The 16,010-nt window shown below is 58.7% G+C and carries 14 protein-coding genes; 6 read left to right on the top strand and 8 right to left on the bottom strand.

Annotated features, from left to right (window positions below):
* Positions 1-96: 96 nt before the first annotated feature.
* Together QA644_RS28490 and QA644_RS28485 are read right to left on the bottom strand one after the other, a co-directional pair.
* Positions 97-1,464, bottom strand: coding sequence for a sigma-54 dependent transcriptional regulator (locus QA644_RS28490; RefSeq protein WP_283072630.1), 1,368 nt, complete (start codon positions 1,462-1,464; stop codon positions 97-99).
* The gene (locus QA644_RS28485) at positions 1,461-3,323 is read right to left on the bottom strand and encodes a sensor histidine kinase (protein WP_283072629.1); all 1,863 of its coding nucleotides are present in this window, start codon (positions 3,321-3,323) and stop codon (positions 1,461-1,463) included. Before QA644_RS28485 ends, QA644_RS28490 begins: the two co-directional genes overlap by 4 nt.
* 247 nt (positions 3,324-3,570) lie before the next feature.
* Between QA644_RS28485 and QA644_RS28480 the strand changes: the two genes are divergently transcribed.
* A complete protein-coding gene (locus QA644_RS28480) occupies positions 3,571-4,905 on the top strand; it encodes a dicarboxylate/amino acid:cation symporter (protein ID WP_283072628.1) in 1,335 nt (444 codons plus the stop codon).
* A 360-nt stretch (positions 4,906-5,265) separates the two neighbouring features.
* Here the strand turns inward: QA644_RS28480 and kdgD are convergent, their stop codons facing one another.
* The 3 genes from kdgD to QA644_RS28465 all read right to left on the bottom strand — a co-directional run bounded on the left by kdgD (position 5,266) and on the right by QA644_RS28465 (position 7,988).
* Positions 5,266-6,189 (bottom strand): 5-dehydro-4-deoxyglucarate dehydratase, encoded by a 924-nt coding sequence (gene kdgD, locus QA644_RS28475; RefSeq protein ID WP_283072627.1) that lies wholly within the window; start codon positions 6,187-6,189, stop codon positions 5,266-5,268.
* Between the two features lie 47 nt (positions 6,190-6,236).
* Entirely contained in the window at positions 6,237-7,217 is a 981-nt protein-coding gene (locus QA644_RS28470; protein WP_283072626.1) for a mannonate dehydratase, read from the bottom strand.
* A gap of 69 nt (positions 7,218-7,286) precedes the next feature.
* Positions 7,287-7,988 carry a FadR/GntR family transcriptional regulator gene (locus tag QA644_RS28465; protein WP_040116614.1) on the bottom strand — a complete coding sequence of 234 codons (702 nt, stop codon included), beginning with the start codon at positions 7,986-7,988 and terminating at the stop codon, positions 7,287-7,289.
* A 140-nt stretch (positions 7,989-8,128) separates the two neighbouring features.
* Here QA644_RS28465 and QA644_RS28460 point away from each other — a divergent pair, with 140 nt between their 5' ends.
* The 5 genes from QA644_RS28460 to QA644_RS28440 are packed head-to-tail and all read left to right on the top strand — an operon-like array spanning position 8,129 to position 13,237.
* Positions 8,129-9,724, top strand: coding sequence for an ABC transporter substrate-binding protein (locus tag QA644_RS28460; RefSeq protein ID WP_283072625.1), 1,596 nt, complete (start codon positions 8,129-8,131; stop codon positions 9,722-9,724).
* Positions 9,725-9,743: 19 nt separating this feature from the next.
* Entirely contained in the window at positions 9,744-10,772 is a 1,029-nt protein-coding gene (locus QA644_RS28455) for an ABC transporter permease (RefSeq protein WP_194730976.1), read from the top strand.
* Positions 10,769-11,671 (top strand): ABC transporter permease, encoded by a 903-nt coding sequence (locus tag QA644_RS28450; protein WP_040115694.1) that lies wholly within the window; start codon positions 10,769-10,771, stop codon positions 11,669-11,671. The genes QA644_RS28455 and QA644_RS28450 overlap by 4 nt, the downstream gene beginning before the upstream one ends.
* Positions 11,658-12,503 (top strand): ABC transporter ATP-binding protein, encoded by an 846-nt coding sequence (locus QA644_RS28445; protein ID WP_283072624.1) that lies wholly within the window; start codon positions 11,658-11,660, stop codon positions 12,501-12,503. Before QA644_RS28450 ends, QA644_RS28445 begins: the two co-directional genes overlap by 14 nt.
* On the top strand, positions 12,500-13,237 hold the full coding sequence (locus QA644_RS28440) for an ABC transporter ATP-binding protein (RefSeq protein ID WP_283072623.1): 738 nt from the start codon (positions 12,500-12,502) through the stop codon (positions 13,235-13,237). Before QA644_RS28445 ends, QA644_RS28440 begins: the two co-directional genes overlap by 4 nt.
* A gap of 19 nt (positions 13,238-13,256) precedes the next feature.
* Here QA644_RS28440 and QA644_RS28435 read toward each other — a convergent pair whose 3' ends face one another.
* Genes QA644_RS28435 through QA644_RS28425 form a run of 3 tightly spaced genes read right to left on the bottom strand, consistent with a single transcriptional unit; the run spans position 13,257 to position 15,949 of the window.
* On the bottom strand, positions 13,257-14,240 hold the full coding sequence (locus tag QA644_RS28435) for an ABC transporter ATP-binding protein (protein WP_283072622.1): 984 nt from the start codon (positions 14,238-14,240) through the stop codon (positions 13,257-13,259).
* Positions 14,241-14,246: 6 nt separating this feature from the next.
* On the bottom strand, positions 14,247-15,074 hold the full coding sequence (locus QA644_RS28430; protein WP_283072621.1) for a carbohydrate ABC transporter permease: 828 nt from the start codon (positions 15,072-15,074) through the stop codon (positions 14,247-14,249).
* Positions 15,071-15,949, bottom strand: coding sequence for a sugar ABC transporter permease (locus QA644_RS28425; RefSeq protein WP_283072620.1), 879 nt, complete (start codon positions 15,947-15,949; stop codon positions 15,071-15,073). The genes QA644_RS28430 and QA644_RS28425 overlap by 4 nt, the downstream gene beginning before the upstream one ends.
* Positions 15,950-16,010: the final 61 nt, after the last annotated feature.

The raw sequence follows: 16,010 nt of genomic DNA, 5'->3' as shown, positions 1-16,010 counted from the left end.
GCGTTGCGCGGCAAACTCTGGCCGGCCAGGTTGAGGCATTTGCTATTGCCTAAACGGGCCGGACGCAGCCGCTCCGGTGGAATTTGCTAGCTCCGTTTAAATCTGCCCGGATTTGGATGCTGCGAATTGACTGCGGACGATGCCGTGGCGCTGGAGCTTGTCGTAAAAAGTCTTGCGCGGTATGCCGAGCTCCGCAATCGTGCGGCGGACGTCGCCGCCATTGGCATCGAGCGCCTCACGGATGATCCTGGCTTCATAGCGGTCCAGTCTATCGGGCAGCGGAAGCACTTCGCCCGTCTCAGGTGCCGACGGCCGTGTACTTGCCGGTAACTGCTCAACGCCGAGGACGAAGCGTTCGGCAAAGTGCGACAGCTCGCGCACGTTGCCTGGCCAGCCGTGACCCTGCAAATGACGTTGAACGGCTGACGAGATCGCCGGAACTTCGCGTTTGAACCGGGACGCCGCGCGTTCGGCAAAATGGCCAAAGAGGAGGGGGATGTCGTCTCGGCGTTCTCTAAGCGGCGGGATCGAGATCGTGACCACATTGAGCCGATAATAGAGATCCTCACGAAAACCCCCACGCTGTTCCGGGTCTCCAAGATCCACCTTTGCGGCGGCGACGACGCGCAGGTCGACGGGCCTGACCTCATTGGTGCCGAGCGGCGTCACTTCCCGCATCTCGAGAACGCGCAGCATGTGCACCTGGGTCGATGGAGGCATGCTCTCGATCTCGTCGAGAAAAAGCGTGCCGCCGCTTGCATGCTCGATGCGCCCGACGCGCTTCTTTTGCGCTCCGGTAAAGGCGCCTGGCTCATGGCCGAAGAGCTCGCTCTCTATGACCGTCTCGGGCAGCGCCCCGCAGTTGAGCGCAACGAAGTTGCCCGACGCTCTGCGGCTCCATCGATGCAGCAGGCTGGCGACCACCTCCTTGCCGCTGCCGGTCTCGCCCGTGACGAGCACATCGACCTCGGTATCGGCGATCTGGCGCAAGGTCCGGCGCAGCCGCTCCATGGTCGGTGTCTGGCCGATCAGCGGCAGGTCGTCCCGAGCTTGGTCGGCGGCCCGGCGGAGCGCCCTATTCTCCAGAACGAGGCTGCGTTTTTCCACCGCCCTCTTTACTGCTTGCACCAGCCTGTCGGTTGCAAACGGTTTGGTGATGAAGTCGTAGGCGCCGTCCTGAATGGCCTTCACCGCCATTGGAATATCGCCGTGGCCGGTGATCAGGATGACCGGCAGGTCCTCATCTTCCTTCCGCACGCGATCGAAAAGCTGCAGGCCGTCAATCTGCGGCATGCGGATATCGGAAACGACCGCGCCTGCAAAATCGGCGTTAAGGGCACCGAGCGCTTCACTTGCCACCGAAAAGGCTGAAACTTTAAAGCCCGCAAGCTCCAAGGTTTGCTTGGTGGCCCGAAGAAGGTCCTTGTCATCGTCGATGAGAAAGATCGATAACGCATCCCTCATGCCTTTGCCCTCATAAGGTGGACTGTAAAACATGTGCCGTTGCCGCTGCTTGTAACATCGATCCGGCCGCCGTAGTCGGCAACAATGTCCTTTGAAATGACAAGACCGAGGCCCAAGCCTTTTTCCTTGGATGTATGGAACGGCGTAAAAAGAGTGTCGAGAATTGCCGGTGGAATGCCGGGTCCATTATCCGAAACGGCGATGGCGACCTGCTCGGGTGTTTCTGCAACGGATATCTCCACCTTCGCGTCGTCGCGGCCTTCGAGCGCCTCAAGGGCGTTCTGGAAGAGATTGATCAGGATTTGCTCCAGCCGGATCCGATTGCCCATGACGAAGAGACCCGGTGGCGGCATTCGGATGTCGAGTGCGTTCAACTGCCCGGCAAACCGGCTCTTCAGCAAGACGACGGCGCCTTCGATGATGGTGCTAAGCTCAACGGGTTCGGCAGCCGTTCTCCCCTTGCGCGCAAAGGCTTTCAATTCCTCGGTAATCGTGCCGATTCTTTCGGTGAGCTGAGCAATGGCGCCTAAATTCTCCTCGGCCGAACTTGGCTCTTTCCGCTGGAGGAAGACGCGGGCGTTATCTGCGTAAGCGCGGATCGTGGCAACCGGCTGATTGATCTCATGGGCGACGCCGGCTGCAACCTGCCCGAGGATGGCGAGCCGGTTCGCCTGCACGAGCTCCTGTTGCACGATTTGCAGCTTCGCCTCCGTATCGCGATGATCGGAAATTTCCGCCTGCAAGCGATCGCGAGCGCGACTCAATTCATCTGTCCTGGCAACGACCCGGCGCTCCAGTTCCTCGCGCATGGCCTGTTCGCTGGCGATCCTCATCACGGAGACCTGCCGCCGTCTCAGCAAAAAGGCCGCGATTGCGAGAATGGGCAGCAAAAACGCCAGTGCGAGAAGCCGCATCTCCCGCACGGCCGACGCGACCGGCATTTCGGTTGGAACTAAATATTCCAGCCGCCATGGCGTCGTCGGAACGGCCGCAAAGAGGCGCAGATACTGGGCCTCTCCGCCGCCGGGCAGGACGGCAGAAACAATGGATGCGTCCGGGCCGATGGTTGACGGATGCATGATGGGAAGCTCTGCCAGCGGTGCATCTCCGAACTGCAGACTGCTTCGAATGGATGCAAGATCCTGCTGCGGTACCGGCCCGGTGGTCATGAAACGCCAGGAAGGGATGCTCGTGATCAGAACGACCCCATGGTTGTCCGTCACGTAAACGGGCCTGCTTGCGTCACGCCAGTCGTTTTCCAGGCGGTCGAATTCCATTTTGACGACCACGACGCCGAGCGGAGTAGCCGCGCTGCCGACTCTGCGGGAGATGTAAAGACCGGGACGTTTGCTGACGCTGCCAAGCGCGAAGTGTTCAGCCGTGCCTTGCTCCATCGCGCGACGGAAATAGTCACGGAACGCGTAGTCGTTTCCGACGAAACTGATCGGCTCGCGCCAGTTGCTTGAGGAGACGGCTATCCCGTCCGGACCGATGACATAAAGCACGGCGGCTTGCGTGCCGGTGACGAGCCGCTCCAGCTTGCGGTTCAAGAGATCGGTCGTGCCGCTCTTTGCAGACGAAAGGGCGTCGAGAACCTGTTGATCCTCCGAAAGAAGAAGCGGCAGGGCGCGAGGGCGCTCCAGAACAGCCGTCAGCAAAGCGACCTTGAGATTGGCGTCGGTGCGGGCCTGGCTTTCCAGCCCTTCGATCGCCGACCGGCGCCCGTAAAGTTCGGCGCCTACGAGCGCTGCCGCAATCAGGATCGCAGATGCAGCTAAGAACAGGATCCAGGCACGGCGCGCCTGGCGAATGACGTCCGGCGGGGTTCGAACGTTGTCTGTGGTTGATCGCTGAAGCATGACGGAGAATGTGCGCAATCTCGCACAATGGTCAAATCACTTTGTGCGAAAAGACGCCCAAGCGAGCTCGCTTTCCTGAGCGGCTTTTCAAGAAGATACGAAAAAACAGCGCTTTAGAGGCATAAAAGCAAACTGGCACGCCCGTTGCAAAGTGTCTGCAAACAGCCGGGTGGCTGTTGAATTACCAGATATCCGCATCATCCGCCCCGGGAGGCCATTGTCGGTTTGGGGCTTTATGGAGGACACTATGGGTGTAGCAATTCCAGCCGCGCCGGCGCGCGGCAAAGTTCCATTCTACCGGCATCTCTATGTGCAGGTCGTTTTCGCCATCTGTGCAGGCATGCTGCTCGGGCACTTCTACCCCGAGGTCGGCACGGCGCTGAAACCGCTTGGCGATGCCTTTATCAAGCTCGTCAAGATGATCATCGCACCGGTCATTTTCCTGACGGTGGCAACCGGTATCGCCGGCATGTCCGATCTTCAAAAGGTCGGGCGCGTCGCCGGCAAGGCGATGATCTACTTCCTCGTCTTTTCGACGCTCGCACTTGCCGTCGGTCTTGTCGTTTCCAACGTCATCCAGCCGGGTGCGGGCATGCACATCGATCCGGCCACGCTCGACGCCAAGGCGGTTGCGACCTATGCCGAAAAAGCCCATGACTCGACCATTACCGGCTTCTTGATGAACATCATCCCGACGACCATTGTCGGTGCTTTTGCCGACGGCGACATCCTGCAGGTGCTGTTCTTCTCGGTGCTGTTCGGTATTGCGCTCGCCATGGTCGGCGACCGCGGCCGGCCGGTCGTGGATTTCCTGCAGGCTTTGACGACGCCGATCTTCCGCCTCGTAGCGATCCTGATGAAGGCGGCCCCCATCGGAGCCTTCGGTGCGATGGCCTTTACGATCGGCAAATATGGCATCGGTTCGATCGCCAACCTTGCCATGCTCATCGGCACCTTCTATCTGACATCGCTGCTTTTCGTGCTCGTCGTGCTTGGCGGGGTTGCCCGCTACAACGGCTTCTCGATCCTGGCGCTGATCCGCTACATCAAGGAAGAACTGCTGCTTGTTCTGGGTACGTCGTCGTCGGAAGCAGCCCTTCCCGGCCTCATGGCGAAGATGGAACAAGCCGGCTGCAAACGCTCCGTCGTCGGGCTGGTGATCCCGACCGGCTATTCCTTCAACCTCGACGGAACCAACATCTATATGACGCTTGCAGCCCTGTTCATCGCCCAGGCGACAGACACGCCGCTGTCCTTCGCCGACCAGATCCTGCTCTTGCTGGTCGCCATGTTGAGTTCGAAGGGTGCTGCAGGCATTACCGGCGCGGGCTTCATCACGCTCGCTGCCACCCTCTCGGTCGTTCCGTCGGTTCCCGTCGCCGGCATGGCGCTCATCCTCGGCATCGACCGCTTCATGTCGGAATGCCGCGCGTTGACGAATTTCGTCGGAAACGCAGTCGCCACCGTTGTCGTCGCGCGCTGGGAGAACGAACTGGACCAGACGAAATTTGCTGCGGCAATGGCCGGTCAGTTGCCGGAGAATGGTGACGTGAGCGTGCCGGCACTGCAGGCTGCCGAATAAGGACTGAGCTGTCACTGATCGAGAAGTCGCCGCGCTCTGAAGAGGGCGCGGCTTTCCCGCCTCCACAAAGGCGAAAAAGGCAGCATTCTCTGGTTCGTCAATCCGATGCGCAACGCGCAGGCGACCAGGGTCGAGCTTGCCGGGGGAAGGGCAGCGTTTACTGGCGAAAGAGCGTCATGGCCCATCGGCTGGAGCCATTATGGCGGCCAGATCGAAATTTCGCCGCGCGATGTGCTGATCCTGCCGTTAGGCTAAAAGCCTGGTCAGCAGACGACCGCGCGGGTCCAATAATGCCGCGCGGCCGTTCTTGAAGAGGTGGTTCAGGACGGCTGGGAGGGCACCGTATAGCCTGCTGCCTCTTCATTCCGCTGCGATTTTGTCGATGTCGTTTGCCTGAACGATACGCTCAAGCAGTGCCGTCTCTTCCGGGCTGAGATCAATAAGCGGCGGGCGGACGGGGCCGGGGTCCCGGTCAAGCACCCGCAGCCCGGCCTTGATGATCGAGACCGCGTAACCTTTCTTGCGATTGCGCAACGCCACAAAGGGAAAGAAGAAATTCTTCAGGATCTCGTCGACAACAGGCTGATTGCCTGAGCGAAGCGCCTGATAGAAACGGTGGGCGAGCGCCGGTACGAAATTGAACACGGCCGAGGAGTAAGTGGTGACGCCGGCTGCAAAATAGGCCTGCGCATACACCTCATGTGTCGGCATGCCGCCGACATAGACCAGACGGTCCTGAAGCTTGGTTGTGATCTCGATCACCTTGTCGACATCACCTACGCCGTCTTTAAAGCCGATGAGGTTCGGGCACTCATCGCAAAGCCTTGCAATGCTGTCCGCCGTCAAGACCGCATTATCACGGTTATAGACGATGACACCGATGCCGACCGATTTGCAGACGGCCCTCACATGGTTGATGAGGCCGGCTTGTTCGCTGAACATCAGATAGGGCGGCAAAAGCAATAGACCGTCTGCGCCGGCTTTTTCGGCGGATTTCGCGATGTCGATTGCAAGCGAGGTGCCGTATCCGGCGCCGGAGATGATCGGTGTTTTCCCTGCCGATCCTCTTGCCGCCGCCACGACCGAGGGAATTTCCTGCGGATTGAGCGAAAAGAATTCGCCTGTACCGCCCGCGGCGAACAAAGCGGCTGCGTCATAGCCGGCCAGCCATTCGATGTGTTTGCGGTAAGCATCCTCGTCGAATTTGAGATCTTGCTGGAAATGTGTGACCGGGAAGGAGAGGAGCCCGCTGCCCACCGCTCGCTTGAGTTCAATTGGATCCATTGTTCATTCCTGTTCGATGTTCGTTGATGAAGGGATGCGGGATCGGCTTAAACAGACGCTGTCTCAAGCGCTTCGATGAGTGCTGTGATGTAGCCGTAGCAAAAGGCAAAGGCGACGCCGGAAGGATCCTTGCCGCTGATCGTCGGGACGTGGTCGGGCATCAGCATGTATTTGTAGCCGACCTCCTTGTAGACCCGTGCAGAGCGGACCATGTCCATGTCGCCCTCGTCGGGAAAGGTTTCCATGAAGGACAGTTTTCCGCCTCTGATGTTGCGGAAGTGGACATTGAATATTTTTCCACGCGTTCCGAACCAGCGGATGATGTCATCGATTTCTTCACGCGGGTTCTCAAGCATCTCGCCGATCGACCCCTGGCAGAAATTCAGTCCGTGATAGGGGCTTTCGTGCATGGTCACGAATTTCTTCAGACCGTCGACCGTCCCAAGGACGCGGGTGACGCCGCGATAGCCGGGGGGCGTGTAGGGATCATGCGGATGGCAGGCGAGCCGCACGCGATTGGTTTCGGCAACCGGCACGACACGCTTGAGGAAATAATCGATTCTTTCCCAGTTTTCGTCCTCGCAAAGCCCCCCGGCTAGGCCCGGCGCCGCCGCCTGATCGACTTTCTCCCAGCGAAAGGCCTCGTTCATCGAGCCGCCGCGGCCCGGTTCCATCGGCGTGCGGGGGATGCCGATCAGATTGAGGTTGTACTTCGCCGCTGGAATGCCTGCGGCGGCAATCCCCTCGATCAGTCTGCAGACGGCATCGATCTGACGATCACGCTTAGGACCGGCAAGAAGAATATCTGGATAAGAGGCGTTCTCGATCGGCCGCGAGGGAAGGGGCAGCTGGACCATATCGAGAATCAATCCGAAGCTCTCGACCTTGTCGCGGTGGCGTTCCAAATCGTCAAGGGTCCAGCTCGCAGGCGGTCCGGGTGGGTCGGCGCAGATATGCTTCAGCCCGAGCTGTGCGAAAACACGGAAATCGTCGTCGTCCCGAACCGCGACCTGGGTTCCAACATACATGTTTTGAAATCCTCTCCAATTCAGTAATGTCGTATGACATAATATGAATTTTGAGAGGTGTCGAGTATCTTATTGCTGTTCGGCCAGCATCCGGTAGCGCCGCTGGCTGGCAAGCAAATGCGCGCGCATGGCCTGCCGCGCCCGCTCAGGCTCCTGATCCGCAATGGCCTCAAGGATCTCGATGTGTTCTGCGTGGACCTTGTCGAGGTAGGCGCGATCATGAGCCTCGGGCAGCGTCGGGAACTGCCCTCTGGGGATGGCGCGAGGCCCGAAATGCCGCAAAACGTCGACATAGAAGCGGTTATTCGTCGCCGCTGCGATCGCCATGTGAAACTCGTAATCTGCTTCAACAGTGGGGGCGCCATCTTCGATCATCTGAGCCATCTTGCGGTTGGCTGCACGGATCGCAGCCTCTTGTTCAGCTGTTCTTCGATAGGCCGCAATGGCTGCCGCTTCTCCCTCCGCGGCCATGCGAAATTCAAGCAATTCAAGGGTTTCCGGGATGCTCTTGATTTCTACCGGCGTTAACGAAAACGCCTTTTGTGCCGATGGATTGCTGACGAACACTCCCTTTCCCTGGATCGGCCGGACATAGCCGGCTGAGCGAAGATCCGCGATGGCTTCGCGAACAACGGTGCGGCTCACGCCGAAAGTCGCCTCCAGTTGCGGCTCGGTGGGCAACTGGTCGCCCTCTTTGAGCTTTCCTGATTCGATCTGGGCACGCATCTGATCGATCAACTGCTGTGCAAGTCTTTCTCGGCTCCGTCGCATTCTTAAATCCCAACCCCTCACAGCGCCTGTCGCAAATGCCCATGGGCGGCTCTTGCCAACCCGCGGGAAGTTCTGTAAATCATAATACGACATACCGATGACATAATATGTCTTCTATAGTAGACCAGGGAGGAATTGAAATGAAGCATTTTCGTAAGGGGCTATTCGTTGGAGCCGCCATCAGCTTGCTGGCGCTGACTGCTTCTGCCGCCGTAGCCGAAACGCCGAAGGACCAACTCGTCATCGGCACGTCGCTTGCCCAGGTGTTGTCGCTTGATCCGCAGCAGGCGACGGAAGGCAAGGCCAATGAAATCATGTGCAATCTCTATGACCGTCTGGTCCTGGCGACGCCGGGGGGCAAGATCGCACCGCAACTGGCAGAGAGCTGGGCGATCGATGACAAAGGGATCACGTTCAAGCTCAGGGAAGCGGCGTTTGCCTCCGGTAATCCCGTGACATCCAAGGATGTTGTTTTTTCGCTGACGCGTCTCCTCAAGATGAACCAGGCGGCTGCGGCCAACCTGAAGCGAGTCGGCTACAATGCTGACAATGTTGAAAAGCTGGTGACGGCACCCGATGAGCGTACAGTGCGCATTGATCTTTCGGGCGAGGTTACCCCGGAATTGCTTCTCTATCGTCTCGCCATGGTGACTACCAGCGTTGTCGACAGCGTCGAGGTTGAGAAGCACGTCAAGGATAACGACTATGGAAACGCGTGGCTGCGCACGAACTCTGCCGGTTCGGGGCCCTTCACGCTCAATCGCTGGACACCCAACGAGATCGTCATCCTGGACGTCAACAAGGATTATGTCGGGGGCGAACCGAAGATGCGGCGCGTCGTTATCCGGCATGTTCCCGAAAGCCAGGTCGAGCGCCTGATGCTGGAGCGCGGCGACATCGACATTGCAAGCGCATTGAGCGCATCTGATCTTGCGACGTTTCAAAATAAGCAGGGATTCCAAATTCAGCGCGTGCCGACCGGGGGGTTCTATGTGCTGTCCATGAATGCCGGAAACCAATATCTGTCTCATCCAAAGGTCCGCGAGGCGATTGCCTACGGCATCGATTATGCCGGCATCGAAAAGACGATCATGGGGCCTTACGGCAGGGTGCGGACGGTGCCGGTGCCGGAGAATTACGAATATGCCATTTCGAGCCCTGACTGGCATCTCGATGTCGAAAAGGCCAAGTCGCTGTTGGCGGAGGCCGGGTTCAAGGATGGCTTTTCGCTATCTTTGAAGACGATCGCGCAGACGCCGCGTATCGATCTTGCTACAGCTATCCAGGCCTCGCTTGCGCAGATCGGCATCAAGGTCAATATCCAGCAGGGTAATGGATCGGAGATCATCGCGGCCCACCGTGCCCGCGATTTCGACCTCTTGATCCCGCAGACAGGCGCCTACATGCCGAACGTCCTTGGCTCGATGGAGCAGTTCTCCAGCAATCCGGACAATTCGAAGGAGGCAAACAACGCCGGCAACTTCGTCTGGCGCTCGGCCTGGGATATCCCCGAACTGACGAAGCTGACCGCAAAGGCTTCGCTGGAGCCGGATGCCAAGAAACGCGGCGAGCTTTATGTCGAAATGCAAAAGATGTTCGTCGACCTCAAACCGGCAGTGTTGCCGCTCTTCGAGCGTTATGAGCCGATCGTTCTTAATGCGCGCGTTAAAGACTATGTCGGCCACCCGAACATGACGACGCGACTTGAAGCCGTGACCAAGGCAGAAACCGAATAACCGAGGCAGGCAGCCGATCATGAAGGAATTGTCCACGAGTGAGCTTGGAAGGCGCGTCCTCCAACTCATCGTCAGTCTGTTCATACTGCTTTGCGTCACCTTCGTGATCGGCCGCGTCATGCCCGCCGATCCCGTCGGCGCAGTGGTCGGCGAGCTTGCCGACCCTGCCGCCTACGCGGCGATGCGCGCGCGCCTTGGGCTTGATCTGCCACTTTATCAGCAGTTCTTCATTTATCTGACGGGCTTGCTGCAGGGTGATTTCGGAACGGCAATCCTGACTGGCAATCCCGTTTCGAAGGATCTGGCGCAGGCATTTCCGGCAACGTTTGAGCTTGCCACCCTGGCGGTCATCATATCGACATTCATAGGTGTGCCGCTCGGACTTGCGGCAGCACTTTTCCGCGACAGCTGGATCGACAAGACGGCGCGGGTCGTGGCTCTCGTTGGTCATTCGATACCGGTCTTCTGGTTCGGTATCGTCGGGCTGGTAATTTTCTATGCCGGGCTTAACTGGGTCGGCGGTCCGGGCAGGGTCGATGTCTATTACGAGGGTATCGTAACCCCAAGGACCGGTCTGATGCTGTTGGACAGCCTGCTTGAAGGCGAGCCCGAAATTTTCTGGAATGCGCTCTCGCACATCATTCTGCCAGCCATCATCCTTGCTTACGCCGCGATGGCATACATCACCCGCATGACCCGCAGCTTTACACTTGAGCAGCTCAATCAGGACTACGTCATCGCAGCGCGAGCCAAAGGGGTCGGGCCGGCGAATACGGTGATCGGTCATGTTCTGCCGAACATTGCCGTGCAGCTGATCACCGTCCTTGCGATTTCCTATGGAAATCTTCTGGAAGGCGCCGTCGTGACCGAGATCGTCTTTTCATGGCCGGGGATCGGTCAATACATGACGAATGCGTTGATGATCGGCGATATGAACGCCATCCTGGCCGCAACAATCATCGTTGGCTTCATCTTCATGTTCCTCAACTTTGTAGCAGACATTGCCTATGCGCTGCTTGATCCGCGCACCCGGGAGGCCACGCAATGACCGACGCGCTTCACTCTCAAAGCGAGATCAGGCGGCCGCCAATCCCGGCCCGCATCGCCGCCTCGCTCGCTCGCGCCGGACGCCAGCTTGCCGACGAGCCGCTCGGTCTCTCCGGCTTCCTCATCCTCGCCGTGCTTTGCATCGTCGCAATCATTGCGCCGGCGCTTGCGCCTTATGATCCAAATGTCCAAATGCTGAGTGATGCACTGCAGCCGCCCAGCCTTGCACATCTTGCAGGGACAGATGAGTTTGGACGCGATATCTTCAGCCGCCTCGTCTATGGGACAAGGATCACCATTCAGACTGTTCTCTCGATATCCATAATTGTCGGCCCTGTGGGTTTGCTCATCGGCATCGTATCCGGCTTTTTCGGCGGTCGGACAGACGCAATCTTGATGCGTGCAACCGATATCGTCCTGTCCTTTCCCTCGCTGATCCTTGCCCTTGCATTTGCCGCCGCCCTTGGAGCGGGATTGAACACGGCGATCATCGCGATCTCCTTAACGGCCTGGCCGCCGATTGCCCGGCTTGCCCGAGCCGAGGCCTTGGTCGTCCGCAACGCCGATTACGTCGCCGCAGCCCGCCTTTATGGAGCGTCTTCCTTGAGAATATTGCTTCTCTACATCGCACCCATGTGCGTCCCGTCGGTGATCGTGCGCCTGACGCTCAATATGGCCGGCATCATCCTGACGGCGGCATCGCTCGGCTTCCTCGGGCTTGGCGCGCAGCCGCCGGCGCCCGAATGGGGCGCGATGATATCAAGCGGACGCAAGTTCATGCTCGATTACTGGTGGGTTGCCGTCATGCCGGGCATTGCCATCTTGCTCACGAGCCTCGCCTTCAACATCGCCGGCGATACGCTGCGCGATATCCTGGATCCGCGCCATGCAAGATCGTGAAACCTCAACCATCCTTTCCGTCCGGAATTTGAACGTGCGCTTTGGGCGCAGTTCAATACCGGCCGTAAGCGAAGTCAGCTTCGACCTGGGGCGGGAAAGGCTAGGAATTGTGGGCGAATCCGGTTCCGGAAAATCGACAACCGGACGGGCGATCATGCGCCTTCTTTCGCCGAGCGCCGCGATCTCGGCGGAGCGTTTCGATCTTGCCGGCAGTCCGCTGCTTGAAAAGACCGAACGGCAGATGGGTGCACTGCGCGGCAAGGAGATGGCGCTTATCATGCAAGATCCACGCTATTCGCTTAATCCGGTGCTGACCATCGGCAGGCAGGTGGCGGAGGCGGCAAGGCTTCATCTTGGCCTTGGTCGCGCTCAAGCGATGGAGAGTGCAAGAAGCATGCTCCAACGCGTCAGGATCAGTGATGCAGACCGCGTCATGGCACTTTACCCGCATCAGATATCCGGCGGCATGGGTCAGCGCGTGATGATTGCGATGATGCTGCTTGCCAAGCCGAAGCTGGTCATTGCCGACGAGCCTACGTCGGCACTTGATGTCAGTGTCAGGAAGGACGTCCTCGTCCTGCTCGACGAACTGGTGCGGGAAAATGATTCCGGCCTCATCCTCATCAGCCACGATATCCGCATGGTCGCGGCTTTCTGCCAGCGGATCCTGGTCATGTATGCGGGTCGTGTCGTTGAAACGCTCACGAGCCTCGAAGACGCCCGGCATCCCTATACCCGTGGCCTGATTGCGGCGCTTCCCGACCCCCGTCATCCGGTCCGCAGACTGAAAGTACTGGACAGGAAGGCATTGGAAGCAGAGGCGGCGCAATGATCAGGATCAGCAATCTCGATGTTGTCTATGGTGCGGGCAAAACGCGCAACCACGTCGTAAAAGGGGTAGGCTTTGAGGTCGGCAAGGGCGAAACGCTTGGCATCGTCGGGGAATCCGGCTGCGGCAAATCAACGGTCCTGCGGTCTCTGGCCGGTATTGAGCAGGGATGGACGGGTTCAATAGAACTCGACGGCAAGGCAATCGGAAAGATCCGGTCGCGAAATGAGCTGAAGTGCGCTCAAATGGTGTTTCAGGATCCCTATGGTTCGCTTCATCCGCGTCATCGCATCGGGACGGCCCTGGCCGAGCCTCTCCGCTCGATGGGACACGGTGATGGCTGGTCTGCCGTTCAAAAGGCGCTACGGCAGGTGGGACTGCCCGACAGCTTTGCCAACCGGTTTCCCCATGAATTGTCGGGAGGCCAGCGTCAGCGCGTTGCCATTGCGCGGGCGCTTATCCTGTCGCCGGCGATCCTGCTGCTCGATGAGCCCACCTCGGCACTCGACGTCTCCGTTCAGGCCGAGATCCTCAATCTTCTTGCAGACAAGCGCGACGAGCATGGGCTGACCTATGTGCTCGTGAGCCACGATCTCGCAGTGATCGCGCACATGTGCGACAGGGTCCTTATCATGAAAGATGGTGCTTTCGTCGATGAACTGACGAAAGCCGATCTTCAATCAGGTGTCACCCATGCCGATTACTCACGCGAACTTTTCGAGGCAAGTTTTCTCTGATTCCGGCTCGACGAGCCGGCTATGCGCCGAATCTGTGCGCCGCGCCTTCCACCGGACTTGCCCAAACGGTGGCACCTGTTGCAAAGGCGGTCTCTCCTTCGGCGCGCACCACCATTTCGCCGATTTGCGGAACATCCAGATAGAGGATGGCATCGGCGCCGAGGCGCTCGATATGTCTAACCCTGCCTTGCCACGCGCCTTTAGCTTGGGAAAGGCGAATATGCTCGGGTCGGATCCCGTAGGTCTGGCACCCGAAGCGCTGCGCAACCTCGCCCGTATAAAGGTTCATCTTCGGGCTGCCGATAAAGCCCGCGACGAAGGGCGTCGCCGGCTTGCGGTAGAGTTCCATCGGGCTGCCCACCTGCTCGACCTTGCCACCGTTCAAGACGACGATCTTGTCGGCCATCGTCATCGCCTCGACTTGGTCATGGGTAACGTAGATCATGGTTGTCTTCAGGCGGGTATGGAGTTCTGCAATCTCAAGCCGCATTTGGGCTCGCAAAGATGCGTCGAGGTTCGAGAGCGGCTCGTCGAACAGGAAGACCTTCGGATCACGAACGATCGCGCGGCCGATGGCAACGCGCTGCCTTTGCCCGCCGGAAAGCGCCTTCGGCTTGCGGTCGAGCAAATGGATAAGCTGCAAGGTCTCGGCTGCTGCGCGGACCTTGGCCTCGATCTCGGATTTCGGGCGGCGGGCAAGCGAAAGCCCGAAGCCGATATTTTCCGCAACCGTCATATGCGGATAAAGCGCATAGCTTTGGAACACCATGGCGATACCGCGCTTCGATGGTTCGGCGTCCGTGACATCCTTGCCGCCTATCGTCAGCATGCCGGACGTCGAGTCTTCCAGCCCGGCAATGATCCGCAGCAACGTGGATTTTCCGCATCCAGACGGCCCGACAAATACGACGAATTCACCGGAACGCACCTCCAGATCGATGCCCTTGATGACATCAAGGGCGCCAAAGCTCTTGCAAATCCGGGTGAGGGTGAGCTCGGCCATTTTACACTAACCTTTCACTGCGCCGGCAGTCATGCCTGCCACGATCTGCCTGTTGAAGAAGATGAAAACGATGAGGGGAGGGACCGTAACGAGCAGGATGTTCATGAAGAGCAGGTTGTACTGGCTCGTGTACATGCTCTGGAAATTATAGAGCGTCAGCTGCACGGTGACGTTCTCTTTGCCTGGCAGGTAATAGAGCGGGTTCGTGAAATCATTGAAGATCGCGATCGACTGCACGACAATATTGGTCACCGTCACCGGCTTGAGCAAAGGCAGGATCACCCGGAAGAATATCTGCCAAGGCTTTGCCCCATCGATCAGTGCCGCCTCATCGAGATCGCGGGGAATGGTCGAAATGAACGATCGGTAGAGCAGGGTCGAGAACGAGAGATTATAGGCGACCTGGATCAGGATCATTCCGGTAATGGTCTTGAAGAGGCCGATTTCCTGAAGCAGTCCGATCGTCGGAACGACAGCCGGTGGCATCATCAGGCCCATGAAGAGCGCACCCGAGGCAACGGCATTCCAGCGGGTTTTGCGGCGCTGCATGACATATCCGACCATCGCCGAAAACAGTATCAGTATGGTGACCGAGACGACGGTGATCAGCGTCGAATTGAAATATGCCAGCACGAGCTGATAGTCGCGCGCCTGGAACACTGCTGCGAGATTGTCCCAGAACAGCCACTGTTCCGGGAGCGTGAAGTCGAGCCGGGATGCCTCGGATTTCGACTTGACCGCCTGGAGCGCAATGAACACGAAGGGCAGCACGAAGATGACCGTGGCGACGGCAAGTGCGATCGCGCCGCTCGTATAGGGCCGCATCTGTCTCATTGTTCGACCTCGCGCCGGTTGAGCCACACGGTAAGCGGTAGAATGATGATGGCGATCAGCGCAAACAGGATGACATTGCCCGCAGTCGACAAACCGTAGAATCCCGCCTGATACTGCTTATAAATGACCGACGCGATCACATCCGAGGAAAAGCCCGGCCCACCGCGTGTCATCGCCCAAATGAGATCGAACGACCGGAGGCCACCGATCAACGACAGCGTGATGACGGTGATCGTCGCCGGACGCACAAGAGGCAGAGTGATGCGCCAGAACTGCTGGAAACGTGTGGCACCGTCAATTCTGGCAGCCTCGTAGTAATCGGGGCTGATTGCTGCCAGGCCGGCGATAAAAATCAAGGTGGCAAGACCCACGCCCTTCCAGAGATCGACGAGCGCCACGGAAAAAAGAGCAAGCGCCGGATTGGTCAGCCAGCCTGGTCCGGGAATGCCGAGCGTTTCAAGCATGGCATTGATGATGCCCTTTGTCGGGTGCATCATCACGGTAAAGGCGATGCCGATGCCGATTGTCGATACCAGAACTGGAAAGAAAACGAGCGTGCGCAGGAAGCCTCGAGCGAAAATATTGCCGGTCAGCAGCACGGCGAGCAGGAGCCCGCATATCGTCTTCAGGCCGGATGTCGTTAAGGCATAGATCAGCGTGTTGACGAGGCCCTTGACCAGAAACGGCTCGGAAAAGAACTGTCGGAAGTTCTCCAATCCAATGAACTCGGCGCTCGAAAGATCCCAACGTGTGAGGCTGAACCAGAGAGAAGACACCGTAGGGACGACAAACAGCACGCCGTAGACGGCTGCGGCAGGAAGAAAAAACCACAAGGGATAGGGCGATTTGCGTGAGCGGAGGCGTGTTTCGATCATGTTTACCTCTTCGATCGGGTGGGCCTCGCCCGTGAAGGGCGAGGTCAGCTTTCCCGAAGGG

The organism is Rhizobium sp. CC1099 (assembly GCF_029714385.1).
Classification (GTDB): Bacteria; Pseudomonadota; Alphaproteobacteria; order Rhizobiales; family Rhizobiaceae; genus Rhizobium.
Note: the sequence above shows the minus strand (reverse complement) of the source record. Positions and strands in the feature narration are given on the sequence as shown.

Bases quoted from the DNA above. Each gene is read 5' to 3' on its own strand.
- QA644_RS28490 (WP_283072630.1), bottom strand. From the start codon at position 1,464: ATGAGGGATGCGTTATCGATCTTTCTCATCGACGATGACAAGGACCTT.
- QA644_RS28485 (WP_283072629.1), bottom strand. From the start codon at position 3,323: ATGCTTCAGCGATCAACCACAGACAACGTTCGAACCCCGCCGGACGTC.
- QA644_RS28480 (WP_283072628.1), top strand. From the start codon at position 3,571: ATGGGTGTAGCAATTCCAGCCGCGCCGGCGCGCGGCAAAGTTCCATTC.
- kdgD (WP_283072627.1), bottom strand. From the start codon at position 6,189: ATGGATCCAATTGAACTCAAGCGAGCGGTGGGCAGCGGGCTCCTCTCC.
- QA644_RS28470 (WP_283072626.1), bottom strand. From the start codon at position 7,217: ATGTATGTTGGAACCCAGGTCGCGGTTCGGGACGACGACGATTTCCGT.
- QA644_RS28465 (WP_040116614.1), bottom strand. From the start codon at position 7,988: ATGCGACGGAGCCGAGAAAGACTTGCACAGCAGTTGATCGATCAGATG.
- QA644_RS28460 (WP_283072625.1), top strand. From the start codon at position 8,129: ATGAAGCATTTTCGTAAGGGGCTATTCGTTGGAGCCGCCATCAGCTTG.
- QA644_RS28455 (WP_194730976.1), top strand. From the start codon at position 9,744: ATGAAGGAATTGTCCACGAGTGAGCTTGGAAGGCGCGTCCTCCAACTC.
- QA644_RS28450 (WP_040115694.1), top strand. From the start codon at position 10,769: ATGACCGACGCGCTTCACTCTCAAAGCGAGATCAGGCGGCCGCCAATC.
- QA644_RS28445 (WP_283072624.1), top strand. From the start codon at position 11,658: ATGCAAGATCGTGAAACCTCAACCATCCTTTCCGTCCGGAATTTGAAC.
- QA644_RS28440 (WP_283072623.1), top strand. From the start codon at position 12,500: ATGATCAGGATCAGCAATCTCGATGTTGTCTATGGTGCGGGCAAAACG.
- QA644_RS28435 (WP_283072622.1), bottom strand. From the start codon at position 14,240: ATGGCCGAGCTCACCCTCACCCGGATTTGCAAGAGCTTTGGCGCCCTT.
- QA644_RS28430 (WP_283072621.1), bottom strand. From the start codon at position 15,074: ATGAGACAGATGCGGCCCTATACGAGCGGCGCGATCGCACTTGCCGTC.
- QA644_RS28425 (WP_283072620.1), bottom strand. From the start codon at position 15,949: ATGATCGAAACACGCCTCCGCTCACGCAAATCGCCCTATCCCTTGTGG.